Here is a 23,264-nt window from a genome sequence, read left to right as displayed (position 1 = left end):
CATCAAAATAGTGTTGCTAAGGTAGCAATTCTATATTGAGAAACTTTAAAGTTACCTATTCTATCTATTAATTTTACTTGCATACCTAACTTTAAAGCAGGGATTATATCTAATTTCATTGAATCTCCAACATAAAGTACTTCTTCAGGCCGCAATGAAATCTCCTGTAATGCAAGTTTAAAGAAATGCAAATCGGGTTTTGCCACTCCTAATGACTCAGATATAAAAATATTTTTAAACTCTATTCCTGGTAACTTCTTGGATAGTATTGAAGCAAGTCTGTTATTAAAATTAGACAATACACCTATAGGCAAAGTACTATTAAGTAAATGTTTTGTGTCTGTGTATGGCTCCCAAGGTAAGTTTTTACAGGAAAAAAATATAGAATTAAGTAATTCTTGAGAACTAACAATACCCATAGATTCTAAAAATGAAACATTAAACTTTGAGTAAAAATCCTCTGATGTTATATCGGGAAAAGTATATAATTCACTAACTATTTTGTGATTAAATTGTAATGTTCTAAGTGATATATTATAACCATAATTTTTTAATATATCTTGTATGTTAATATATAATTGAGGTTTATATATTAGTGTATTTGCGGCATCAAACAATATATATTTTATAGTAGACATTAGTACAGGAAATGTGGAGATGAATTAGTTTTTGTATCATTAAAATCTTTAGCTTCTTTATAAATCACATCCATAAGTATTCTAGTTGCGACTCCTTTTCTAATTGATGGTTTTGAGGGTTTTAAATTGTAGAGATGTTCTTCTAAAGTGTATTCAACATCTTTAAAACCAAAATTAGAGCGAATAGAGTTGGTTCCAGAAATTCTACAATTTATTTCAAACGGAATTATCCTACCATCATTAGTGACTATGGATTGAAGATTAATAGAACCTTTAAACTTAGATACTGCTAATAGTTTTCCCAAAATTAATTTTAAAGCATTATCATAATCTGTTACAACTTTACAATGTGTTGTTGTCCCATTTTCTAAAAAGCGCTCAAAAGTTATAAACCCATTAAGCTCATTCTTTTTTGTAACATAAAAAGCTGTTGTTATTTCAACACCTTTTATAAGTTCTTGCACAAGATATTCTGAATCATCAAATTTCGAAATATTTTTAGGGTTAATAAATAGCCCTCTGGAGCCTCTTCCCTCTCTAGGCTTAAGAATAATATTTTTAAATTCTCCATTGTATTGACTGGGTAAAAATGAGTGTGCAAAAGGAATTTTATTATCCCTCAAGTGTTGGTAGGTAAGATATTTGTCTATATAAATAGCAGTAGTAGTTGCATTAGATACGGCAATAGTACAACCTATATTTTTTCTATGCTTAGCTAAATAATAAGCCTCAAGGTCTGTAGATGGTAATATTAGACTCACTTGCTCCTTAGAAACTAACTCATTTATAATTTTTATATAGTCTTCATCATCTGCATAAGGGACTTCATAAAACTGATCACATAAATGATTGCCTGCAGAAAATGGAGTTATATTAGTCCCTACTAGACGTAATGAAAATCTTGATGACTGGCAATTTCTAAGAATGCCTTGTCCTACATTACCACCAATTCCAGTAACTAATATTGTTTTTTTATCCATGTAACTAATGATGCAATACCTTTTTTAAAAGGAACAGTCTGTTCTATATTTAAACTTTGTACTGTTTTATTATTATTATAAATATAAGATGGCGAAATATCTTTACCTTCAAATTGTATAGAAATATTATCAAAAAAGAGAGCAACTTGCTTTGCAGCTTCAAGATTTGATACTGAAGTACTCGCAACTCCAAGGTATAAATTAGATGTCAATTGTTTTCCTGATGCAATCAAATAAGATACAGCATCTAAAACATGCAAATAGTTTTGAGCTCTGCTCCCATCTCCATATAAAGTTATTCTTTTATTTGTAATAGCACTTTTAATTATGTTAGGTAAAAAAGTAGTTAACTTCATCCCTTCTCCATAAAGCGACGAGAATCTAACGATTGCAAAATTTTTATGATTTTTTACTATTGTTTCTGCCCATATTTTAGATATTGCATAACCAGTATTAAATTGTAAAGAGCTAGATTCATTTAAAATCAATGTGGATGGGTCATAAACTGAAACTGAAGAAACAAATACTATTTTCGCTCTTTTAAAGTAAGAACATACTTTCTGGACTAAATGCACATTTACATTATGAATAGCCTCGCTATAAACTATGTTCATATCCTCTGGTATGCATGCACTAACTAAGTAAACAGTTCTATAAGTATCTGGCAAATTATGTAATGAAGCAACTGCATGATGTGTAACTTTAGTATGAAGTCTATCTTTTTTTACATGGTAAACTCCTTCAACACTTTCACTTTGATCATACAATGTCTTTATTAGATGACTACCTAAAAAACTATTAGCACCAATAACAAGAGAAGTATTAGTTATCATTTTTTAAGGGCTTATCAAGTGTTAATCTAGCTTTTCCATATTTAAATGTAAGTATTCCAGAAGGGTTCCATGGTTCGCTTAGGTTTTTTTGCAATAAGTCTTTTTCCCATTTAAATGTATAGTGAACTTTTTTTTCCAAAACATCAAATTCTGTATTATTTAAATCAATATCATTCTCTAGGGACCAATATATAGCATACCTAGATAGACCATCTTTCAGGTTTTTAGTTGTTTGTTTTTCAACATGCCTGTTAACTCTAAAGTTATAATGAACCCAAGAACCACTACTCAAATAACGCTTTGGAATTCCTTGATTTGAATAAATAGGCAACAGTTTATCTTGATATGAAAGTGTATATATTTTTTCAAAGCCATTGTAATGACTATCTACAAAAACCCCATGAGCGGTAATTCCTAAATAACGCTTGGAAAATTTACGCCCTTTTTCTTTAAACTGTTTCAAGTGATAAAAAAAAGGTTCAAATTTTGCAGAAATTTCTAAAGCTTTTCTTTCTATTGGTTTACTAGCTGGAAAATTAAATGTAGAGTTAAACTGTAATAATAATAGCATAACAATAATAATAGTATAACCGGTAACTTCAAGCTTTTTAGAAAAACCTGAGAAGTAAAGTAAATTAAAAAATTTAGTGACGCTAGACGGGTTCTCCGCAGGTTTTAGTTTTTCTGTTTTTATATTAAATATTGGAATAATCTCCCAAAACTTTAAAGGCACTAATAGCATATAAACTCCAATAGCCCCCATTGCAAAATAAGGAATTGGAAACTCTATTAAAATGCCTATGTGCAAACCTAGCCCAATAATTAACAAAGGTATTCTAAACCTTTTCCTAAAAAATAAAAAGCAAAAAATTGCCTCGAAAACAATAGTTAAATAACCAAAAAATAATAGAAGGTACTTTTGATTTAATAACCATTGATCTTTTAAAATGGTAAAGTGAGGCAACGAAGCTGGAAGCCACATCCCTGTTCCATTCATCCATACTTCGGTTTTTAGTTTAAAAAAAATAGAATCTATGTAAACAAAACCAATTCCAACTAAAACAAATAAATAATATGCTAATACAGTTACTTTAGTGTCTGAGGACGAAGTAACCTTATATTTTATCTTCAATAAAGCATCTATTGAAAAAGATTTAGAAAGAGGAAATAACATCATTAAAAAACCTATTCCCAAATATGTGTAGGCCATATGATATATTAAGCCTTGAAATTGACTAAGTAAAAAAAGCGCTAATGCGTAATTTAATATTGTCATAATCTTTGACAAAAAACCAAAGGCAAGAAATATTAAAACTAAAAGCCAAGCCTGTAAACCAACAGTTATTGAAGAAGAAACTTCAAGGTTTGGAAAAGCTCCATAATACAATTCTTTGTAATTGTAAATTCGTAATACTTCAAAAAAAAGTGTTGATGAAAAAAGTATTCTAAAAATAGCTAAGCCTTTTGAGGACACTTTTTTGTTGTATAGACCCTTAATTAGTTTTAGCATAATTTAGAACATATTTAAATTTGCTAATAGCTGCTCTGCCCTTTCCCAATCTTGTTCAGTATCAATATTTACATAGGTTTCTGGGTTAGAAACTATATAAGAGGTTGAAGTACCATAAAATGAATTTCGATCTAATAATACTTCCGTTTTAGTAATATAAATAGCACCATCTCTAATATAAGCTGGTGGCAAATCTTGTCTTCTTTTTATTATTTGAGCATCCTTAGTAGCTATTACCAAATTTCCCATTTCATTTTTTTCAAATACCCAATGCGGATTGTATTGATGTGGCACTTCTTGCACAGAAAGTAAGCTATCGGTTTGCGAATTTTTAAAAGTAGTTATAGCCTTATCTATATCTTGGTGTGTTCTAAAAGGACTTGTAACTTGTAATAAGCAAACAGCATCATAATGTCTGTCTAATTTGGCTAATGCCTTTACAGCGTGTTGTACTACTTCTAATGAGCCAGCTGTATCTGTAGCCAATTCTTGGGGTCTTACGAAAGGAACTTCAACTCCTAAATCTTTAGCTAGATTAATAAGTTTTGAGTCTTCTGAAGAAAAAACTACCGAATCTAAAGATGTCGCATTCAAAGCGGCCTCTATAGTATAAGATAGTAAAGGCTTCCCTCCAAGTAGCTTTCGATTTTTATTAGCAATACCTTTACTACCACCTCGCGCAGGTATAAGTCCTAAAATTTTCATTAATACATAATAGTTTTGTGAAAAGGTAAAGATGTCGTTGCAAGAATATTTGCTATTTGTTTACCACTAGTTCCAGTTCCATATACTTTGCTTTGCTTGTTTTTTGGGTTTTCTATTTGAGCTATAATGGCTTTTTTTATACTTTTTTCGTCATACATCACGTCAATTACATTGCTTCCACGTAAACGTCTGTTTTGTCGAGTACCAATATTTACAACAGGTACACCTAAAAATGCACATTCTCTAATCCCCACACTACTATTACCAATAAGACATTTACTATTAACTAGAAGTTTTAAAAAATCTTCTGGTTCCATATTCTTAAAAAAACGAATATGCTGTGGATTATTTTTTTCTCTGTAAGACCGAATTCCATTTGAGGTACCATCTGCACCAGCATCTACATTGGGCCAAAACCAAAACGTTGGAATCTGTAAATCATCTATTACTCGAAGTGTTTTTAAAATAGCCTCTTTTGCATCATTATATTCGGTTGTTACTGGATGCTGCATCACAACTAAATAGTCTTCTTTTTCTGAAAAAACACCTCCTACGCCGCCATATTTTTTAAAAGGATCAAAATCTAAGTTTGGATTATTTAAAACTTGCGCAGCTATATCTATTGAGGGACAGCCTGTATTAAAGACATATGTGGGATTTTCACCTAGCTTTATTACACGGCTTTTTGCATCTTCTGAAGTAACAAAATGAATATCTGCTAGTTTAGTATTGGCATGCCTTACTTTTTCATCTATATTACCAGTAACCTCTCCTCCTTGTAAATGTATTAAAGGTATGTTTTGATAGGAAGCTGCAATAGAAGTTGCAATAGTCTCAAACCTATCTGCTATAGTTAAAACAGCATCTGGCTGAAGGTTATAAAAAACATTAGCAAGTTCCATCACTCCAAGCCCTGTTGTCTTTGCCATTGCAGTTTTGTTTTCACCTTCTAGCACTATAAAAACCTTTTCGTTAATAGTAAAACCATCTTTTTCAATAAAATTTACGGCATTACCATAGCGATCCAATAAAGCAGAACCTGCAACTACCAATTGTAGTTCTAGTGCTTCATGATCTTTAATTGCCTGTAAAACTGTTTTTACACGACTATAAGATGGTCTTGCTGTAATTACAGCACATATTTTTCTTTTATGGCTCATAAGGCTATATCTGCTTCATTTAAAAAATCCCATTGTTGCATTGCCTTTTTTAAAGGTTTTCCAATCACTTCTTTGTAGCTTGCGGCATCAATACCATATCCTTTAGGTTTTTTGGCTTCTAAATCTGAGAATTTAAGAACATGTCCTTTTGGTAAATCTTTATTTATAGCCAAAGACTTTTCGAAAATAGCCTTTAAGCTTTTTACATCATCGTTGGTAGATTTATCTACTGGGTTCTGAAGTGCTTTGTCGATGGACTTAACACCATCTATTAACTGTTTTACTTCAGAAATTGTTAAAGAAGATGTTACATCTGGGCCAAACTGCTTTTTATCAAAAACTACATGAAACTCTATTATAGAAGCACCTAATGCGACAGCGGCAATTCCTGTTGCTACTTTAGCAGAATGGTCTGAAAAACCGACTGGGACACCATATCGTTCTTTCAATTCTGTAATAACATTAAAACCATACTGCTGTGGTTGCGTTGGATAACTAGTAGTACATTGTAATATTGAAAATTCTACATTATGGTCTTTGAGAAAAGCAACTGTTTTATCTAATTCTGAATACGAACTCATACCACTAGAAATAATAATAGGCTTTCTAGTATCTATTACTTTTTTTAGCAATAAAAAGTTATTGACTTCTCCGCTACCTATTTTGTAAATTTCAACGCCTGCTTCTTCTAACACATCTACGGCGGCATTACTAAAGGGACTGCTTATAAAGGTGAGGCCAGCTTCCTTGCAATGAGCCCCAATACCATTCCATTGGTCTTGCGTAAATTCCATACGCTTCCAATAGTCAAAACGCGTAGCATCTTGCTTTGAGAATTTAATACGAAAAGGTTCGTGAATACTGCTTTCTGCAGCAGCAATATGCGTTTGAAATTTTACAGCCTTCACTCCTGTTGTAGCAAGAGCATCAATATAAGCATGCAGCATTCCTAAGCTTCCATCATGTGCTTGTCCTATTTCGGCAATGGTAGTTATCACAATAGCGTGTGTTTAGTATCTCAAAGTTACTATTTCTTTTTTTTAAAAAATTTATTCCCAATCTTTTTCAACATAAAAGTGTCTCCAGACATCAAATGTTTGTTCTTTAATGTTCGAAATCTCATTTTGAGTTAAACGCTGTTTCCAACTTTTTATATTTTTTAATACATCTCTTTCGTGTTCCGATTCAACTTTAGGTTGTGTAGTCTCAATAATTTTATTTTTAACGTTTTCAGAAAATGTTAATTGAGAAAAACTAAAAATTTTTTTAAACTCATCTATTGTATTTTTTGATAAAGTTTCATGCTTTACGAACATCCAATCTTTATTTTCAGATTTAGTTTGTTTAAAGTTATAGACGATACTATAAATACAGTTCCAAAGTAAAATTCCTTGCTCAATTATTGAATATTCATTTTCACAAAAATCCTTTATTTTTTCTTTATAGGGCACTAAATAACTCTCCATTAATTCTTTTTGATCCAGAAAATTTTTAAAATCAAATCTCCAGTTTTTTAATTTAATACTTGCAACAAAAGCTGCTGGATGCCTTATTGCAATAATTACAAAACAATTTAAGTTTTCGTAAATCCAAAGAGTGCTCATTAATGCTATTGGATCTTTGATTAAAGGACGTTTTTCCCTTCTATTATTTCTATCTTTTATAAATTTATATAAACCTTTTACTGTTGAAATTCTGAACAGCTCTTTATAAAAACCTGAGCCTTTAATACTATATAGAGATTTTAAATATTTTAGAGTGTTTTCCTGTAATAAATTTGATGACTTAGAGTTCAAGTAATGAAACCAGTATTTAAATGGAGTATAACCTCTTTTATTTTGAATATTAAAAGGTTCATGTATATAATATACCTCGTTTGAGCTTTCTAAAACTCTTCCTATCCATGTAGTTCCAGATCTATGTGCGCCAGTAATAAGTATGGGCTTTTTTTTAGTCATTAATTCGTGCTAAATAATTCTTAACCTCATTCTTTTTAAGACCTTTATACTTCAATAAAAAAGGAAGAAGAAAACTAGAAAAAACTAGTTTTTCGATGAACAAGCGCTTCATTTTTGTAACTGTAGATGGTGATAAAGTAGTTGCTACTAGCGGTGTAGGTTCTGGAATATCTTTAGACTTTTTTATGTTTTCTATTTTTTTTACCATCCATGATTCAATTTTATTACCTAGGTGATAAGTATAATTATCATATGTGGCTAATCGCCAATACCCCATATTAGCAGCAGGTTTGTCTAAAAAAACACGAACCGCTTTTGCTCCCAGTTTATAATTAGAGTATTGGTTAGCAACTTGCTTTAAAATTGCTCCTCTATAGGTTGCAACAAAATGTCCGGCTCCTAAAACAGCTTTACAATTATTATCTGTAATTGTTAATACCTTTTCTAGATGAGAATTTGTAAAAAAAGAAGGATTCCCTATACTCTTAGCAAATGCTGTAAGTGCTTCACTATTTCCTGAACGTTCAAAACGGAGTTTTTTAGAGAACAAATACTTAAACACTATGGGAAAAGTATGGTACTTATATAACTTAGGGTTGGGAGTTGTAGAAACAAAACCTGTTCTTGGAAATGCCTTAAAAACATCATAGCTAGCTTGTTGCCATCTATTTAAGAATAACACATCTGCATCTGCTATGGTAATTAGCGGGAAATTATGACCTACGACCCCTTTAAATATTGCATTTATTTTGCCAATATTATGGCTATGAATCACTTCTTGAACAGATCCAGCTTCTAGAAGTTCGTCCAAATAAACCTGTACTTTCTTGCAGCTTCCATTATTTACTAATGTTATATAGGTTTTATCATGGGCGGTAGTTAATAAAGAGTCTATGCAATAGGTAAGAATTGTAAAATTATCCTCAAAATATCCTTCTTCTTCTGGAATATAAATAGGGATTATTACTTGATGGTAATAATCAAGCTCTTGATTTTTACTATTTTTTGTTGGATTTACTCCTACCCTCATTTTATATTTTTAAAACCAGTCTTTAAATACGTTATTGGTGAAAGGTAATATTTTATAATATTTTTCTTCTTTTTTTGATGAGGAAAAGCAAGGTTCCAATTTCTAATTGCTTGAATGACAAGCTTCCTTGCAATCTTATTAAGCAAGAAAATGTTAGAAACTCCCATTTTTTTAAAGTTTTCAATCATTTTAATTTCCAAACCTATGTATTTACTTCGTTGCCTAGAAAGTCTTTTTTCATCTCCAAAATCTCTATAATATGCCAATGGCTCATTAACATAATAAATTTGATGTCTGTAAAACAGTCTTTGGTAAAAATCTACATCTTCTCCTATTAATATAGTTTCATCAAAAAGTAAGTCTTTTGTAAAAACATTTTTTCTTATGAGTGGTGTAGGAGACTTAACTACCCAAGTACCAAGGGCATTCCAAAATACATTACCAGATCGTTTTGATGTTTTTTTATCTGATGCACCAATAACTTTTCCGGTTGTATCCCCCTTTTCATTAACAACAAGAGCACTAGAATGAATTAAATCAACTTCAGGGTACTTAGACATAATTTCTATTTGTTTTTCAATTTTATCTATTTTCCAGAAATCATCATCGTCTAAAAAGGCAACAAAATCTCCTTTAGCCTTTTTAATTCCAAAATTTCTTGCTGAAGAAAGACCTCCATTGTCTTTATAGAAATAAAAGCAGTTCTTGTATTTGCTACAAAGATCTTCGGCATAATTATGAGTAGAACCGTCATCAATAACAAGTACTTCAATATTAGTATAGGTTTGCTTAATAGCACTATTTACAGCTATATCTAGGTATTTATCCCTATTATATGTAGGTATTATGACACTTACAAGGGGTGTGCTCATAATAGCTTTATTTTATTTAACACTCTTTTTAATATTCCTCTTAAGCTATTTCTTTTCTTTCTGTTTATTCTTTTTTCAAGTGCTATTTGATCTTTATACTCTTGGTATTTCTCTCCAAACAATTGTTTAAATATCGTTTCATCTTCAGTTTTCTTTTTTTCTCTAAAAGCTGGATCATTACTTATTCCTCCTTTGTCAAAAAGCACCAAGAAATAAGGGGTATGTTTAAAAATAAATTGGTTGCTTAAATAGCATTTTATGTAGAATGCCCTATCTGATGCAATAACATAATCTTCATTATAAAGCCCTATAGCATCAAAAACTGTTTTTTTAAATAAGGTGCTTTGATGTGGTAATGAAGTTTTAATAAAATATGCTGGATATAAATCATCTGGATATTCCTTTTCCCCATCTTCAAACTTATAGTCCCCGTAAATTATGTCTCCCTCAAAATTAGGGTGTTTAATAAAGTTCTCTAATGCAGTTGGAGAGGTAAAAACATCACCACTATTTAAAAACTGAATGTATGTACCTCTTGCCTTTTTAATTCCTTTATTCATGGCATTAAAAACACCATTATCTTTTTCTGAAACCCAGTATGTCAAAGTATCTGAAAATTCTTCAATAACAGTAATACTATCATCATTTGATCCTCCATCAATTATAATATATTCAAAGTTTGTAAAAGATTGAGAAACTACAGAAGTGATCGTTTTTTTTAGCCCCGTTGCATCATTATAATTTACTGTTATAATAGTTAAAAAAGGAACCTCCATATATTAAGCATTACGATACCATTGATATAGACGTTCTATACCATCTTGTAGGTTTATTGAAGCTTCCCACCCCATCTGGTTTATTTTTGAAACGTCTGTTAGTTTTTTTATTGTACCATCGGGTTTATTAGTATTGTAAACAAAAGAACCTTTAAACCCTACAATTGTTTTAATAAGCTTGGCAAGCTCAGCAATCGAAATATCCACCCCTGTCCCTATATTAATATGAGTGTTTCTAACTTCAACCATTCCTTTTGTTTCTGACTCAAAATTATAGTTGTTCATTAAAAATAAACAAGCATCTGCCATATCTTCTACCCATAATAACTCTCGCATAGGCTTTCCACTTCCCCATATTTCAACATTAACTTTTTCTCCAACTTTTGTAATCCCAAATTTTGAAAAGATAGCTACAATTTCTTCAGTAGTAGCATTTCCATTTACATTCATAATTGGGAGCTTATTAAGGTCTTCTTTAATAGCTTTCCAATTATTTTCTTCCCATAACTTTCCTAAATAAATCTTTCTAAGTAATGCTGGAAGCACATGTGATTTTTCTAAATCAAAATTATCATTAGGACCATACAAATTAGTTGGCATTGCAGAAATAAAGTTAGTCCCATATTGTAAATTATAGCTTTCACAAAGCTTAATCCCTGCTATTTTTGCTATTGCATAGGGTTCATTGGTATATTCTAGTGGGGCAGTAAGCAAATAAGCTTCCTTTAAAGGCTGTGGTGCTTCTTTTGGATAAATACAGGTACTTCCTAAAAACAAAAGTTTTTTTACATTATGAATATAGCTTTGGTGCACAACATTATTCTGAATCATTAAATTTTCATAAATAAAATTGGCTCTATAGGTATTATTTGCAACAATTCCACCCACTTTTGCCGCAGCAAGAAAAACATACTCTGGTTGTTCTTTCTCAAAGAAAGTAGCTACTGAATTGGTATTAATAAGATCTAATTGAGACCGAGTTCTTGTAATAATATTGGTATAGCCCTTTTCTTTAAGTCTTCTTACAATGGCACTACCAACAAGTCCCCGATGTCCAGCAACAAATATTTTAGAGTTTGTATTCATTACTCAAAATAATTATTAATTCTAAATCCTCCTTCTTTAAGGTATTGATCTTTTTGCATCAATTTTAAATCACTTTGTACCATGTCTTTTACCAAGTCTTGTAAATCATACTCTGGTATCCACCCTAGTTTTTCTTTTGCTTTGGTAGCGTCTCCTACAAGCAGTTCAACTTCAGTAGGTCTAAAATATTTTGGGTCAACAGCTAAAACCTGAGTGCCTTCTGGCAACTGAAAGCGTTCATCGCTACAGGAGGCGATATACCCTTTTTCTTCAACGCCTTCCCCTTTAAATTGCAGGGTAATTCCTATTTCTGAAAATGCCATGTGTATAAAATCACGTACCGAAGTTGTCTTCCCTGTTGCAATTACCCAATCTTCTGCAGTATTGGCTTGCAATATCATCCACATCATCCTTACATAGTCTTTAGCATGCCCCCAATCCCTTTTTGCATCAAGATTACCCATATAAAACACATCTTGTAATCCTAGGGCAATACGTGCGACAGCTCTCGTGATTTTTCGAGTTACAAAGGTTTCACCACGAACGGGTGACTCATGATTAAACAAAATTCCATTACAAGCAAAAATTCCATAAGCTTCTCTATAATTTACGGTAGCCCAATACGCGTATAATTTTGCAACTGCATAAGGACTTCTAGGATAAAAAGGAGTAGTCTCTGTTTGAGGAACTTCTTGTACTTTTCCATATAATTCGCTTGTAGAGGCCTGATATACTTTAGTCTTTTTCTCCAGTCCTAGAAACCTAACAGCTTCTAAAATTCGTAACGAGCCTATCCCATCTGCATTTGCTGTATACTCAGGTATCTGAAATGAAACATGCACATGACTCATAGCAGCCAAGTTATAAATTTCGTCTGGTTGTATTTCCTTAATTAATCGTATAAGGTTTGTACTATCGGTCATATCCCCATAGTGCAGAATAAAATTTCTATTATCGGTATGAGGGTCTTGGTACAAATGATCTATTCTATCTGTATTAAATAAAGACGAGCGTCTTTTAAGTCCATGTACTACATATCCTTTTTTAAGTAAAAATTCACTTAAATAAGCACCATCCTGTCCTGTTACTCCTGTTATAAAAGCTACCTTCATGGGTTATATTATAAATTAGTATAAATATCTAAATATTTTTTTGCCTGATTTTCAGGAGCAAAATTTGCCTCTGCATAGGCTTTTATTGTTTTGCTATTGTACGTATCAATAGACTTATAAAATGTTGTGATTGCTTCTGCCAGAGATGCTGCATTTATAGTATTTGCTAACACACCTGTAACTCCTTCCTTTATGTGTTCTTTCAAGCCACCGATAGCAAAGCCAATTACGGGAGTTCCTGCACTTAGAGACTCTAACATTGTATTTGGCAAGTTATCTTCTCTACTTGGCAAAACAAAACCATCTGCAATTGCATAATACTTTTGTATTTTAATTGCATCATCTACATAGCCCAAAGGTATTACTTTTACTTGGTTGTTTAAAGTTGTTAATTGCCCCTTTCCCAAGGTTAGAATTGTAAGTGGAAATGAGATTATACGTAAGGCCTCTTGAAATAAGTCTATCCCTTTTCTATAATTATCTAACGAAACTGCTGAAACGAGAAGAACTCGCTCATTTGTATCAATACCCAAAGTAGTTTTTAAGCTATCATTATTACCTGAAACATTAGTCTTATCTATACTATTTGCAACTTTATTTAATGAAACCCTAGGTGAATAAAATCCAGAGGTATGAGCATCATCTAATAACCATTGGGATGGACTTACTATGGCAAGTTTATTAGAATATGCTACAGCATTTTTTTTAAGGGCTTGTACCGCATCATCAATTGTTTTAACAGCTTGATTACGTTGTCTATCGTTTTTATAGTGAAATAGGCCCATAAATGGATTTGCGTCATGTAGCGTCCATACAATTGGTTTTGACACTCTAGAAAAAAAGCTGGGATAATCAAGAATAAGCCCAACCCAATGCAAATGGATAATTGTAGCCTCCTTAAGTAGCGGATGAGAAGCAAGCTTGATGTTACTAAAAGGAACACTTAACATTTCATAATTAAGTGATTCTTTATGCTTTGTGAGTTGCTTTTGCAACTTCTGGGCTCTAGTTGGAAAAAATATTCTATAAAGTTTTTGTCCTAATTTTTGAAAAAAAGTAGGCTTCCTGTATGAAAAAAAAGAAGATAAAACTTCGTTTCCTTCAAAATCTACCGTTAAGTCTTTTGATACATATGCAGAAGCAACACCTTGCTTTTGTAGTGCTTTGTGTAATCGTAAAGCAGCTATGCCAGCTCCTCCTCTAGAAGATGTTGTAACGTGAACTACTTTCATGTATTACGACCAGTTAATTTATAATACAATTTACGCCCAAATTCTTTAAAATAACGCTTAAAATAGGCATTGGGATATCCATGCATAAAATAATCTCCACATACTATACTAAGTTTTTTTACTAATACGCCAATGGTTTCTGTAGATTTTTCTTCCCAGGAGTGTTCCCATAAATGTACCGCGTAACTCGATGGTGTTATAAAGTCTACGTACTCCTCGTGTCTATCTTTATACGGCAAGGGATAAAAAGTTATGGGCTCAAAAATACGCTCGTTAGGTTGTAAAGCTTCCTTTATAATAACCTTTTTAAAGGTATGAGTGATTACTGGTAATGAAAAAGGGTTAAAATAATTAGTATCATAATATTCCTTCATTTCTTTAAAAAAACGATGTTTTGAAACTCCACCAAAAATACCAAATGCCGGTCTCCCTGCTACCTCATAACCTATAAAAAAATCTAAATCCAATAAGGCATCAATTGGTTTAAGCAACAGCATATCCAAGTCTAGATAAATACCACCATGCACATGCAATACTTGTACTCTAACACAATCTGCCACAAAGGCAAATTCTCTCTTTCGGTATGCATCCTTATAAAATTTATTCTGAAAATCTTTTGTGTTATTTTCATTCCATTCTATAAATTTATAATCTGGGCAGTATTTTTTCCAACTAGCAATACATTGCTGTGCTATGTTACTTTTACTTGCACCTCCAAACCAACAGTAATGGATTATTTTTGGAATCATAGCTTTTACAAGTCTTTTAACTGCTTACCCTTAAAAATAAAAAGAAAGATTCGCAATAAAACTGAAAGTAACTTTCTTCCCATTTTAGATTTCTCTAGGGCTCTAAGGATTTTAAAGCGATTGGTTTGCATAAGATTTAATTGCTCGTAATCATTGTTAAAAAGTCCATATTCCTTTTCTAAAATTTCCCTACGTTCTTTTTTTCGTTGATTCGTTCCGGTTCCTGTAGCACTTATACCATCTAAATAATAAGTGGTTAGCGTTTTATGGATTGCGCTATACGATACATTGTATTTTGATAAGGCATCCATAAAAAATTTCCAGTCGGCTACTATTTTTAAGCTTTCATCATAAACTCCTACTTTGCTAAACAGCGTGCGTTTTATTATGGTAGACTGGTGTGCAAAAGTATTATTATATAGGTAAGAAAATTGAACCAAGTCTGGGTGCTGTTTTATGATTTTTTTGTTTTCATGAATAACTTCAATATCAAAAGCTAAAATGTCATACGTGTTTAAAAATTGCTTACTATTTTTTAAACTATCCGTATCATAAAAATGATCGCCACTATTTAAAAAAAGTATATATTCTCCAGTAGCATGGGATATTCCCTTGTTCATTGCATGGTAAATCCCATTATCTTTTTCGCTTACCCAAAAAGCTATTTCCGCATCATTTTTTTTAAGAATAGAACTACTATTATCACTAGAACAACCATCAATGACAATAAACTCTACCCAATCACATTGTTGATTAATCACACTATCTATTGTTCTTTGCAGACCATTTGCATTGTTATAATTTACTGTGATTATTGATAATAGTGACATATGCAACATAAGCTATATTTTGTATAGCCTAGAGAAAAATATATTAATTAAGTTAACTTTGTAAATATAGCTTTTTCAAAAATGAAAGGCATTTTCCCTTTAAATGATTTCAAAAGAAAAGAAATTTATTTTCATCCACAATTTTAAAACAGGTGGAACTAGTATTGAAAAAAAACTAGGTCATTTTAATTCGCTTAAGCGCGATGTACAAGACCATAGAACTATTAGAGAAATAGAAGCGCTTACTAAAAAAAAAGAGCACTTTAAAAAAAGTCTTTATGCAATAAAAAAAGGAAAATTAGATAGATTTCCACTACACTTCTCAAAAGCTATACAACCAGAACTCACTAAAAAACAATTTTTATAATACTATAAATTCACTTTTATAAGAAATACATGGGCTAGAGTGTATTCTTGGTACAGCAATGTAATGAAAGATGAAATTCATAGAAAAGAATATGGAATATACGACGATGAATATAGCTACTTAGCATTTTTAGAGTCTAAATTAAATCACGAAACTTTTGGACTATTTCATTTTATAAAAGACAGTAATGGAGAAATTCCGATGGATTTTATTGGTAGGTTCGAAAATTTACAGGAAGATTTTAAAATTGTTTGTGATAAATTAGATATCTCAGACCATTCACTTCCGCAGTTACTTAAAAGAAGCTATACTCACTATACAGAAGCGTATACGCCTAAAACAAAAGACTTAGTTTATAATTTATACAAAGAAGAAATAGAGTATTTTAATTTTGAGTTTGGAGAGTAAACTTACTTAGCTAGATAGTTTTTTAGAAATTTTTTTAAGTAGCAAAGTATAATTAATTTTAAGGTGCTGCCATTTCTCTGCAACAAACCTAATCTCATAATTAGAGTTAGTAGTCAACTTACTTTTTGGAATAATTCTTACTGTTATACTTGATATTTTTAAAGTATTAGGGCTAAAGTCCTCCATTTTTTTCGTGTGCGTGGCATTTTCATTAAAACCTATATTATTAATTAAATTCACATTAGGCCGTATAGAAAATTTTTCAGCTTTTAAACAAGTATACGCCCATTGGTAATCCCACGTATCTATTTTATCATTTAGTGTATTCTTAAAATGATTTCGCCAAAGCGAATACCATTCATCTAGCGGCCAGATAGTTTTTAACTTAAGTGATTTTAATAAGCTAGACCCGTGAGAGAAATCAGCTTTAATATCAATCTCATCCCAATTTTTTTTAACCAGTTCATGAGATTTTCTCCAAGTCGCCCAACCCCACATGTTAAAGTATCTTGTAAGCCCGTAAGAATAAGTACTACTTTCGTAACCAAAATTACAGCCATTAATGGAAAAAATAGTATCGTCATCTCTATACTCATCAAGTAACTTTGTAGCGTAGTCAAAAAATGATACATCTGGCACTATATCATCTTCAAGAATAACACCCATTTCTTCTTCTTCAAAAAACCAGTCTAAAGCACCTTCAACTGCTTTTCTACAACCCAAATTTTTATCTCTAAAAAGAGTTTTAATTTCACAATCCCAATTAATATTTTTTAACAAATAATCACGTACCTTTTGACACTTTTCTTCTTCTCCATATCTAGCAAGCCTAGGACCATCTGCTGCGATATATAGTTTCTTAGGTTTAACTATTTTTAAGACTTCGAAGCTTTTTTTAGTTTCAAAAAGCCTATTAAAGACTAAGTATAATATAGGTGTTGTCATTTAAGTTCCTTAATAGGATTAAGTTTTCTCCAAAATCTACGTAATATATTTTTAATTCTATTTGTCTTGAATGTGTTTTCAACTAAAGTTACTAAACTATCTTTTTTTAGTTGATTCATTTCTGAAACTTTTATTAATCTATTGTAAAAGCTAATTGCTCTTTGATTATAATGATAGTAATCTCCTAATTTATTAATTAATAATTTAGAGTTTATTATAGCTTCTTTGTAAAATGTTTGGTTATTGTAAAGATCTTCTGTTGTAGCTTTTTGATGTTTTCTATAGTATGATAGAGGTTCTTTAACAAAATATACGTTAGATTTAATTAATATTTGGTTCCAAAGAAACCAATCACCACATATAGTAAAATTTTCTATTTTCCTGAGATGCTTATTATCTAAAAATTTTTTATTGAACACAACACAATTTGCATTAACAAACAGGTTTCCGGTAATCATTTTGGAACGTAGGAGTTCTTTACCATTATGTTCCCCTATTTTTAATGCTTCATAAAGTGTACTTTTATTCTTTTCAACAATAGTTAGACTCGAAAAAACTATACCTACATTGATGTTAAAATATGGAATTAAGTTCTCTAAAAATGTTGTTTCATTGTAGTCATCACTTTCTGCAATCCATATATAATCATATTTAGAAAGCTCAATACCCTTTCTCCATTGTTTAAATGGACTCCCTGAGTTTATTTTGTTAACTATAAAATGTGATACTTGCGGTTTGTTTGAATATTCAGCTAAAATTGCTACACTATTATCTGTAGAGCAGTCATCTAGTAATATAACCTCAAAATCTATAAAGGTTTGGTTAAAAATTGTATCTAATCGTTGCCTTAAATAAGGTTCGTGATTATAATTTGGAACTATAATAGAGACCATCTTTACTTATAATTTTCTAAAACACTTTTTGTAGCTTCTAAAAAAGACTTTCCATACTTTCTACAGGGCTCTAAGTGATTTCCCTCAGCCCACTCGTTCATTGCATTTATAAAGATAAAATTCTCTTCTTCACCATATGCTTTGGATTTTAAAATAGCATCCTCAAGCCATTTCTTATAAACTTCAGGACTACTACCTAATGATACTATACCGTTAATTCCTTTTCTTGCTGTATTATCCCAAGATGGAGTTACAGACCTAAAAAAAGTATAATCTGGTTGTTTTCTTTTAATTGAATCACTAACTCCTCTTTTGTAATCTCTAAATTCTAAATTATGCTTTTCTTTTTTAAAAAAAGATGTTTTGTACTTAGGCTTACATTTATGTTTTAGGACAGCATGTGCAGAAAACTCAACTGCTGCGTCAAAACCAAATTGGCAAGGATTATCTTGAAGGTTAAAGCTTTCTGCCATACATAAGTATAAATCGGGAAAGCCATACTCTTCTATAGCAATTTTTCTCCATAACTCAAGGGTTCTTTTTATATTAGGAAAAAGATTATGTCGGTAAATCATAAATACTGGAGCCCCATTAACTTTTATATACCTATCGTCACTGAATACATTTTCACATAACCATTTTATGTGTTTTTTATCATCTTCTGTAGAGTATGTTTGTTTTATTAAAATATCATTTTCTTGTCCATCCCAGCGTCTTGTCCAATTTTCGTTTGCCCAACAATACATAAATGGCATATTGGGAGTTCTTAGGCGTAACATATCGTCTAGTGGTTTATTTAATAACCGTTTTCCATTAAACCAGTAGTGATAATAACAAAACCCATAGATATTATGATCTTGAGCTAATGTTGCTTGTGCCAACCTTGCCTCAGGTAAGCGTAAATCGTAAAAACCTAAATCTGTTGGGAGCTGTGGTTGATAGTGGCCATGAAACAAAGGAGTAGCTTTTGTGACATTAGTCCATTCGGTAAAGCCTTTACCCCACCATTCATCATTTTCCGGAATAGGGTGAAACTGTGGTAATACAAAAGCAATAGCTTTCACTTTATTCATTCTAATTATCTTTTTTAGCAATTATTATTTCCCGAAACTCTGCTCTAATTCCATAATTTAAGTCATCATAATATAAAATTTCACAATTAGCTCCTGTATGTTCCTCTATAAAATCTACAATATCATATCCCCAATGCATTGTTACAGGTGATCCCTTTTGGTCTATTGGGTTTCCATGCCATTCTGGCTCAAACAAAAAAATAGGTTCTCCGTTTTTACCTTTTTTGGCCCAACGTTGTGTTGGTTTAAACCTATTAATCAAGGGTACAGAAAAAATATGCGCTCCTCCAGGTTTTAATGTTCTGTGTATCTCTTTAAATGCTAGTTCGGGATTATATATATGTTCCATAACATCTGAAGTAATCACAAGATCAAAGCTCTCATCATCAAAGGTTTGCTTTTCTAAATCTTCATTTCTAATTCCATTAACCTTATTACCTAATACTTCCTTTAAAAAAAATTGAGTTTCTAGGTAATGCCTTGCTTCTTTTTTTAATCGTAAACTGTGTCCGCTATGACCCGGTGAAGACTCATGTATTTTTAACTCACTCCAATTTGGATAATGCTCAATAATTGTTCGCATTAAAGCACGTTCTCTAGGAATTGACTTACAAGAGTTACAAAAAAAATAATCTCTTAGCCAGGGATGCCTAGAGGTAAAAGTCACATTCTTATTACAGCAAAAGCAAAACCCCCTATGTTTTAGAAAAAAACCGCCTATCCTTTTTTCATATATAGCTGTAATTTTCTTTTTCAGATAATTTTTAATCCTACTTTTAATCATTACCTAACATTTGTTTTATAAATCAATTTCATATAATTTAATAAAAAGCATGCTTACTTTGACAAATTCATAATTACACTTTTAACTCTTTGAAGTTTATAACGTATTGGATATTTTGATTTTTGTAATTTAATAACGTCATTATATTTTAAAAAACTTGGAGTATTAACAAGTTTGTGAAAAGGTGTAATACCAAAGTATTTTATAACATTTGATAAATAATCATTCATAAACAAAGTATCTATGGCGTCTGTAGAAACTCCACCCGCTTTAAAGTTTGACACAATTAAATCTACAAATTCAAAAGGTTGTTTGGACCAACATCGTAAATTAAAATCCCAATCGCTACATTGTTTATAGTTTAAATTAAAATATCCTATATTATTTAAAATAAAATCTCTCTTATAGAAAATTGCTTGATGACAAATGTTTTTTTTAAATAATTTCTGAATATTAAAGATTCCATCATAGATATCACCGTCATTTGCCCATCCTGTATTGCCTATAATCTTCGCATTCCCATAGACAACATTTGCATTTGATTTTTGCAAAATAGAAGTACTCATTTCAAGAGTCGTATTTTCATATAATTGATCATCGCCCCCCAAAAACAGTAACCAATCACCCGTGGCTTTATCCATACCTTTATTCATAGCATCATAAATACCGCTATCCTTTTCTTGATAAATATGTAGGCTTGGTATAAGCTTTTTAAAACTGTTTGCTATTTCTATTGTTGCATCATTAGATTTTCCATCTTGTAGTATTATTTCTATGTCTTTGCAAGTTTGGGATACTATAGAGTCTAGTACTACAGCTAAGGTGTTTTCTGAGTTATAGGTAGGTATGATTATGGTAAAAAAAGGCATATTAATCAATCCAATTTATGCTAGTTCGATGCTTAACAAGCTTTTGTTTAATTTTTTCAATCATTGAAAAGCTTTTAAAGTATTTATGTAAAGATTTCTTAGTTTCTTTTATATAAGTATCCATGTTTTCAGACTGTTGTCCTTCTCTTTTCCTAAAAGCTCCTAAAACCCTGTGGGAGCAATATAAGTTAGTTTTTCTAAAAAACTGCATCCAAAGATCGAAATCTGCGGCTAGATTAAAACTTGTGTCTATACCTTCTGTTCTATCCCATAACTCACGACTCCAAAAGGTGGATTCTTGCTGTATAAAATGATGTGTTTTTATGTAAGATTTGTCAATAAAGTGGTTAACTGTTGCAACAGGGTCTCTTTGGTAGATTATAACGCCATCTTTATCTATAACAGTAGGATAGCCTTGTAGCCAATGAAGGTTTTTATTTGCTTTAAAAAGATTTGCAACATAGTGTAACGCGTTTTCCCACAATATATCATCGCTATTAATCCAGCACATAATATCTCCTGTAGCCATTGAAAACCCTTTGTTTATAGCATGATACATACCATCATCTTTTTCACTTACCCAATGGTGGATTTGGTTTTGATATTTTTTTATAATAGATACCGACTCATCAGTACTACCCCCATCTATCAATATATACTCTAAGTTTGGGTATTTCTGCTCTAATACCGAAAGGATCGTTTTTTCAAGAAAATCTCCTCGATTATAATTGGGAGTAATTACTGATACCTTTAGATGGCTATTTTGCATTAACGGTACTGGATATAATTAAACATTGGGTTATCCTTTTTAACAAAAAATATATCCATTTGCCAAAAAGCTTGATCATATTCTCTTGCCATTAAATCGACTACTTCCAAAGGTCGAAAACCTAAATTACCCATATAACTGCATAATTCCCAGAAACAAAGACTTTTTTCTTCTATATTAAAATTATAAGCTTCAATAATAATTAAGTTAGCTTGAGAGATTACCTTTTTGGATCCTTCAAGTATTGGTACTTCATAACCATGGGTATCTAATTTTAATAGGAAAGGGGGGTGCAAGTTTCTTTTTGCAACTTCCGAATCTAGAGATACAACTGGAACTTCTATGGAGTTTGTATCAAATGGCGTTTCAGAAGCAACGCCTCCAAAAAGCTCTGCATTGTTAAAATAAACAGTACCGTTTTCCTTACCAGCAGCAGCCAAAATAAAAGAGACATTTTTATGTGAAGCTTCAAAATGTTTTAACCCTTCGAGGTGATCGTTTTGTGCTTCCACTAGAAAATAAGCTGCTTTAGGATAATAATTCATACAATCTTTAGACCAACGACCATCTGAAGCCCCTACATCTATTACAGTATTAATTATTAGGTTTCGCTTATGTGAACGGCGTAATGCTTCATGGGTCGAAAAATGGTTTCGTTTATCATGAAAACTCTTTAATGCAGGTTTAGTTTCAATTTTTGAAATTTTATAACCAGCTTTTTGCACTATTTTTTTTAGTAGCTTTTTCATAGCTTATTAAATAAACCAAAGAATTTCTTTTTTAAGGGATGTATTTCTTCATTGACCCAGTAATGATCTCTATGATGTAAGGTCTTAAAATATTCAAAAGCAAAAGATTTTTTATTGGCTATATGGGCTGTATTGGCATATCCATATTGGTTTAAAAATGTAACACCAAGAAACTTAAGATAGGCACTTATAAATTTTTCTTGCTTTTTTGATAGTTGATAATTTGAATTTACTGAAGATACACTTTTATAAGGACCACTAGAATTTTGGTAAGGATCTCCAAAAACTCCTTTTATTTTATTGTTTTTTTCTATATCCAAAACAGTATCGTTGTATGGAAGTTGCAACCAGTTATAAATAGTTTTGGTTTGATCAGACAAGTTTTGCATTAGGTCTTCATATTTTAATTCAAAAATATTGTCATTATTATGATTTCTATCAAGAAAATTTTGAATTTCTGCTGGTGCTAATAATAAATCTCTTTGAAAGCGACTCAATGCTTCCACGCTTTGAAGTTGCCAAGTCTTCATCATAGAACGGACTACATCTTCAGGATTTCTTTTAAGAATAATGATTCTGGCATTAGGAAATATTTGTGGTATTTCATTAATGAGCTCCCAATACCTAGGAGTTTTATCAATCACATAACTATATCCCTGCGCCATAGGTTGATACAAAGAAAGAATATACTCTTTTTCTATTTTTTGAAAATCCACCGTTGGAAATCCCTTTTTGTATTCATTAAACGCCCATTGTGTAAGTGTATTACTAAAAGTAGCATTAAGCAACTCGGGTTTTAAAATAGAAGCACATTGTAGTAAAACCCATGGCTCACTAGTCGTGTTTACAAACTCGTTATTAGAAATTAAACGTTGTAAAAAAGTAGAACCACTCCTTGGTTGTGATATAATAAATAGCAAAGAAGATTCTTTCATA

The 23,264-nt window shown here is 31.4% G+C and carries 25 protein-coding genes and 1 pseudogene; 2 read left to right on the top strand and 24 right to left on the bottom strand.

Annotated elements, in window-relative coordinates; all coding sequences use genetic code 11:
- Positions 1-2: 2 nt before the first annotated feature.
- The 16 genes from RM538_RS08535 to RM538_RS08460 are packed head-to-tail and all read right to left on the bottom strand — an operon-like array spanning position 3 to position 15,471.
- On the bottom strand, positions 3-638 hold the full coding sequence (locus RM538_RS08535) for an HAD family hydrolase (RefSeq protein ID WP_311333000.1): 636 nt from the start codon (positions 636-638) through the stop codon (positions 3-5).
- Positions 638-1,618, bottom strand: a complete 981-nt coding sequence (locus RM538_RS08530; RefSeq protein WP_311332999.1) for an ATP-grasp domain-containing protein — start codon at positions 1,616-1,618, stop codon at positions 638-640. Before RM538_RS08530 ends, RM538_RS08535 begins: the two co-directional genes overlap by 1 nt.
- On the bottom strand, positions 1,597-2,451 hold the full coding sequence (locus RM538_RS08525; RefSeq protein ID WP_311332998.1) for an NAD-dependent epimerase/dehydratase family protein: 855 nt from the start codon (positions 2,449-2,451) through the stop codon (positions 1,597-1,599). Before RM538_RS08525 ends, RM538_RS08530 begins: the two co-directional genes overlap by 22 nt.
- Positions 2,441-3,961 carry an HTTM domain-containing protein gene (locus tag RM538_RS08520; protein ID WP_311332997.1) on the bottom strand — a complete coding sequence of 507 codons (1,521 nt, stop codon included), beginning with the start codon at positions 3,959-3,961 and terminating at the stop codon, positions 2,441-2,443. Before RM538_RS08520 ends, RM538_RS08525 begins: the two co-directional genes overlap by 11 nt.
- 3 nt (positions 3,962-3,964) lie before the next feature.
- Complete coding sequence (locus RM538_RS08515; RefSeq protein WP_311332996.1) at positions 3,965-4,666, bottom strand: acylneuraminate cytidylyltransferase family protein; 702 nt, start codon at positions 4,664-4,666, stop codon at positions 3,965-3,967.
- Positions 4,666-5,826, bottom strand: a complete 1,161-nt coding sequence (gene neuC, locus RM538_RS08510) for a UDP-N-acetylglucosamine 2-epimerase (protein ID WP_311332995.1) — start codon at positions 5,824-5,826, stop codon at positions 4,666-4,668. Before neuC ends, RM538_RS08515 begins: the two co-directional genes overlap by 1 nt.
- The gene (locus RM538_RS08505; protein WP_311333072.1) at positions 5,823-6,821 is read right to left on the bottom strand and encodes an N-acetylneuraminate synthase family protein; all 999 of its coding nucleotides are present in this window, start codon (positions 6,819-6,821) and stop codon (positions 5,823-5,825) included. Before RM538_RS08505 ends, neuC begins: the two co-directional genes overlap by 4 nt.
- Before the next feature lie 54 nt (positions 6,822-6,875).
- Positions 6,876-7,784 carry a sulfotransferase domain-containing protein gene (locus tag RM538_RS08500; RefSeq protein ID WP_311332994.1) on the bottom strand — a complete coding sequence of 303 codons (909 nt, stop codon included), beginning with the start codon at positions 7,782-7,784 and terminating at the stop codon, positions 6,876-6,878.
- The gene (locus RM538_RS08495; RefSeq protein WP_311332993.1) at positions 7,777-8,814 is read right to left on the bottom strand and encodes a glycosyltransferase family protein; all 1,038 of its coding nucleotides are present in this window, start codon (positions 8,812-8,814) and stop codon (positions 7,777-7,779) included. Before RM538_RS08495 ends, RM538_RS08500 begins: the two co-directional genes overlap by 8 nt.
- Positions 8,811-9,686, bottom strand: a complete 876-nt coding sequence (locus RM538_RS08490) for a glycosyltransferase family 2 protein (protein ID WP_311332992.1) — start codon at positions 9,684-9,686, stop codon at positions 8,811-8,813. Before RM538_RS08490 ends, RM538_RS08495 begins: the two co-directional genes overlap by 4 nt.
- The gene (locus tag RM538_RS08485; RefSeq protein WP_311332991.1) at positions 9,683-10,462 is read right to left on the bottom strand and encodes a glycosyltransferase family 2 protein; all 780 of its coding nucleotides are present in this window, start codon (positions 10,460-10,462) and stop codon (positions 9,683-9,685) included. The genes RM538_RS08490 and RM538_RS08485 overlap by 4 nt, the downstream gene beginning before the upstream one ends.
- A gap of 3 nt (positions 10,463-10,465) precedes the next feature.
- The gene (locus tag RM538_RS08480) at positions 10,466-11,548 is read right to left on the bottom strand and encodes a GDP-L-fucose synthase family protein (RefSeq protein WP_311332990.1); all 1,083 of its coding nucleotides are present in this window, start codon (positions 11,546-11,548) and stop codon (positions 10,466-10,468) included.
- Positions 11,548-12,660 (bottom strand): GDP-mannose 4,6-dehydratase, encoded by a 1,113-nt coding sequence (gmd, locus tag RM538_RS08475; protein WP_311332989.1) that lies wholly within the window; start codon positions 12,658-12,660, stop codon positions 11,548-11,550. The genes RM538_RS08480 and gmd overlap by 1 nt, the downstream gene beginning before the upstream one ends.
- Positions 12,661-12,668: 8 nt before the next feature.
- Positions 12,669-13,892: a glycosyltransferase gene (locus tag RM538_RS08470; RefSeq protein ID WP_311332988.1), complete on the bottom strand. Its 1,224-nt coding sequence runs from the start codon at positions 13,890-13,892 to the stop codon at positions 12,669-12,671.
- A complete protein-coding gene (locus RM538_RS08465; RefSeq protein WP_311332987.1) occupies positions 13,889-14,641 on the bottom strand; it encodes a glycosyltransferase family 32 protein in 753 nt (250 codons plus the stop codon). Before RM538_RS08465 ends, RM538_RS08470 begins: the two co-directional genes overlap by 4 nt.
- Positions 14,642-14,646: 5 nt before the next feature.
- The gene (locus RM538_RS08460; RefSeq protein ID WP_311332986.1) at positions 14,647-15,471 is read right to left on the bottom strand and encodes a glycosyltransferase family 2 protein; all 825 of its coding nucleotides are present in this window, start codon (positions 15,469-15,471) and stop codon (positions 14,647-14,649) included.
- Between the two features lie 103 nt (positions 15,472-15,574).
- On the opposite strand from RM538_RS08460, the gene RM538_RS08455 reads away from it, so the two are divergent.
- Together RM538_RS08455 and RM538_RS08450 are read left to right on the top strand one after the other, a co-directional pair.
- Complete coding sequence (locus tag RM538_RS08455; protein WP_311332985.1) at positions 15,575-15,838, top strand: hypothetical protein; 264 nt, start codon at positions 15,575-15,577, stop codon at positions 15,836-15,838.
- A 12-nt stretch (positions 15,839-15,850) separates the two neighbouring features.
- Positions 15,851-16,246, top strand: a pseudogene (locus tag RM538_RS08450) (sulfotransferase family protein); the annotation flags it as partial.
- Between the two features lie 6 nt (positions 16,247-16,252).
- On the opposite strand, the gene RM538_RS08445 reads toward RM538_RS08450, so the two are convergent.
- The 8 genes from RM538_RS08445 to RM538_RS08410 form a co-directional block, all read right to left on the bottom strand.
- On the bottom strand, positions 16,253-17,191 hold the full coding sequence (locus RM538_RS08445) for a nucleotide-diphospho-sugar transferase (RefSeq protein WP_311332984.1): 939 nt from the start codon (positions 17,189-17,191) through the stop codon (positions 16,253-16,255).
- Complete coding sequence (locus RM538_RS08440) at positions 17,188-18,084, bottom strand: glycosyltransferase family 2 protein (protein WP_311332983.1); 897 nt, start codon at positions 18,082-18,084, stop codon at positions 17,188-17,190. Before RM538_RS08440 ends, RM538_RS08445 begins: the two co-directional genes overlap by 4 nt.
- Before the next feature lie 2 nt (positions 18,085-18,086).
- The gene (locus RM538_RS08435; RefSeq protein WP_311332982.1) at positions 18,087-19,157 is read right to left on the bottom strand and encodes a glycoside hydrolase family 99-like domain-containing protein; all 1,071 of its coding nucleotides are present in this window, start codon (positions 19,155-19,157) and stop codon (positions 18,087-18,089) included.
- A gap of 1 nt (position 19,158) precedes the next feature.
- Positions 19,159-19,740: a class I SAM-dependent methyltransferase gene (locus RM538_RS08430; RefSeq protein ID WP_311332981.1), complete on the bottom strand. Its 582-nt coding sequence runs from the start codon at positions 19,738-19,740 to the stop codon at positions 19,159-19,161.
- Between the two features lie 254 nt (positions 19,741-19,994).
- Entirely contained in the window at positions 19,995-20,810 is an 816-nt protein-coding gene (locus RM538_RS08425; RefSeq protein ID WP_311332980.1) for a glycosyltransferase family 2 protein, read from the bottom strand.
- A gap of 1 nt (position 20,811) precedes the next feature.
- Positions 20,812-21,579, bottom strand: coding sequence for a glycosyltransferase family 2 protein (locus RM538_RS08420; protein WP_311332979.1), 768 nt, complete (start codon positions 21,577-21,579; stop codon positions 20,812-20,814).
- Positions 21,579-22,328 (bottom strand): FkbM family methyltransferase, encoded by a 750-nt coding sequence (locus tag RM538_RS08415; RefSeq protein WP_311332978.1) that lies wholly within the window; start codon positions 22,326-22,328, stop codon positions 21,579-21,581. Before RM538_RS08415 ends, RM538_RS08420 begins: the two co-directional genes overlap by 1 nt.
- On the bottom strand, positions 22,325-23,263 hold the full coding sequence (locus RM538_RS08410; protein WP_311332977.1) for a sulfotransferase family protein: 939 nt from the start codon (positions 23,261-23,263) through the stop codon (positions 22,325-22,327). The genes RM538_RS08415 and RM538_RS08410 overlap by 4 nt, the downstream gene beginning before the upstream one ends.
- Position 23,264: the final 1 nt, after the last annotated feature.

Origin of the sequence: Patiriisocius hiemis (genome assembly GCF_031846325.1) — a bacterium.
GTDB lineage: Bacteria > Bacteroidota > Bacteroidia > Flavobacteriales > Flavobacteriaceae > Patiriisocius_A > Patiriisocius_A hiemis.
Note: the sequence above shows the minus strand (reverse complement) of the source record. Positions and strands in the feature narration are given on the sequence as shown.

Excerpts from the sequence above, each read along its gene's own strand:
- RM538_RS08440 (WP_311332983.1), bottom strand. The coding sequence starts at position 18,084 with ATGGTCTCTATTATAGTTCCAAATTATAATCACGAACCTTATTTAAGG.
- RM538_RS08515 (WP_311332996.1), bottom strand. The coding sequence starts at position 4,666 with ATGAAAATTTTAGGACTTATACCTGCGCGAGGTGGTAGTAAAGGTATT.
- RM538_RS08410 (WP_311332977.1), bottom strand. The coding sequence starts at position 23,263 with ATGAAAGAATCTTCTTTGCTATTTATTATATCACAACCAAGGAGTGGT.
- RM538_RS08520 (WP_311332997.1), bottom strand. The coding sequence starts at position 3,961 with ATGCTAAAACTAATTAAGGGTCTATACAACAAAAAAGTGTCCTCAAAA.
- RM538_RS08495 (WP_311332993.1), bottom strand. The coding sequence starts at position 8,814 with ATGAGGGTAGGAGTAAATCCAACAAAAAATAGTAAAAATCAAGAGCTT.
- RM538_RS08445 (WP_311332984.1), bottom strand. The coding sequence starts at position 17,191 with ATGACAACACCTATATTATACTTAGTCTTTAATAGGCTTTTTGAAACT.
- RM538_RS08485 (WP_311332991.1), bottom strand. The coding sequence starts at position 10,462 with ATGGAGGTTCCTTTTTTAACTATTATAACAGTAAATTATAATGATGCA.
- RM538_RS08430 (WP_311332981.1), bottom strand. The coding sequence starts at position 19,740 with ATGCGAACAATTATTGAGCATTATCCAAATTGGAGTGAGTTAAAAATA.
- RM538_RS08435 (WP_311332982.1), bottom strand. The coding sequence starts at position 19,157 with ATGAATAAAGTGAAAGCTATTGCTTTTGTATTACCACAGTTTCACCCT.
- RM538_RS08425 (WP_311332980.1), bottom strand. The coding sequence starts at position 20,810 with ATGCCTTTTTTTACCATAATCATACCTACCTATAACTCAGAAAACACC.
- RM538_RS08420 (WP_311332979.1), bottom strand. The coding sequence starts at position 21,579 with ATGCAAAATAGCCATCTAAAGGTATCAGTAATTACTCCCAATTATAAT.
- gmd (WP_311332989.1), bottom strand. The coding sequence starts at position 12,660 with ATGAAGGTAGCTTTTATAACAGGAGTAACAGGACAGGATGGTGCTTAT.
- RM538_RS08465 (WP_311332987.1), bottom strand. The coding sequence starts at position 14,641 with ATGATTCCAAAAATAATCCATTACTGTTGGTTTGGAGGTGCAAGTAAA.
- RM538_RS08525 (WP_311332998.1), bottom strand. The coding sequence starts at position 2,451 with ATGATAACTAATACTTCTCTTGTTATTGGTGCTAATAGTTTTTTAGGT.
- neuC (WP_311332995.1), bottom strand. The coding sequence starts at position 5,826 with ATGAGCCATAAAAGAAAAATATGTGCTGTAATTACAGCAAGACCATCT.
- RM538_RS08470 (WP_311332988.1), bottom strand. The coding sequence starts at position 13,892 with ATGAAAGTAGTTCACGTTACAACATCTTCTAGAGGAGGAGCTGGCATA.
- RM538_RS08490 (WP_311332992.1), bottom strand. The coding sequence starts at position 9,686 with ATGAGCACACCCCTTGTAAGTGTCATAATACCTACATATAATAGGGAT.
- RM538_RS08535 (WP_311333000.1), bottom strand. The coding sequence starts at position 638 with ATGTCTACTATAAAATATATATTGTTTGATGCCGCAAATACACTAATA.
- RM538_RS08460 (WP_311332986.1), bottom strand. The coding sequence starts at position 15,471 with ATGTCACTATTATCAATAATCACAGTAAATTATAACAATGCAAATGGT.
- RM538_RS08415 (WP_311332978.1), bottom strand. The coding sequence starts at position 22,328 with ATGAAAAAGCTACTAAAAAAAATAGTGCAAAAAGCTGGTTATAAAATT.
- RM538_RS08530 (WP_311332999.1), bottom strand. The coding sequence starts at position 1,618 with ATGGATAAAAAAACAATATTAGTTACTGGAATTGGTGGTAATGTAGGA.
- RM538_RS08455 (WP_311332985.1), top strand. The coding sequence starts at position 15,575 with ATGATTTCAAAAGAAAAGAAATTTATTTTCATCCACAATTTTAAAACA.
- RM538_RS08480 (WP_311332990.1), bottom strand. The coding sequence starts at position 11,548 with ATGAATACAAACTCTAAAATATTTGTTGCTGGACATCGGGGACTTGTT.
- RM538_RS08500 (WP_311332994.1), bottom strand. The coding sequence starts at position 7,784 with ATGACTAAAAAAAAGCCCATACTTATTACTGGCGCACATAGATCTGGA.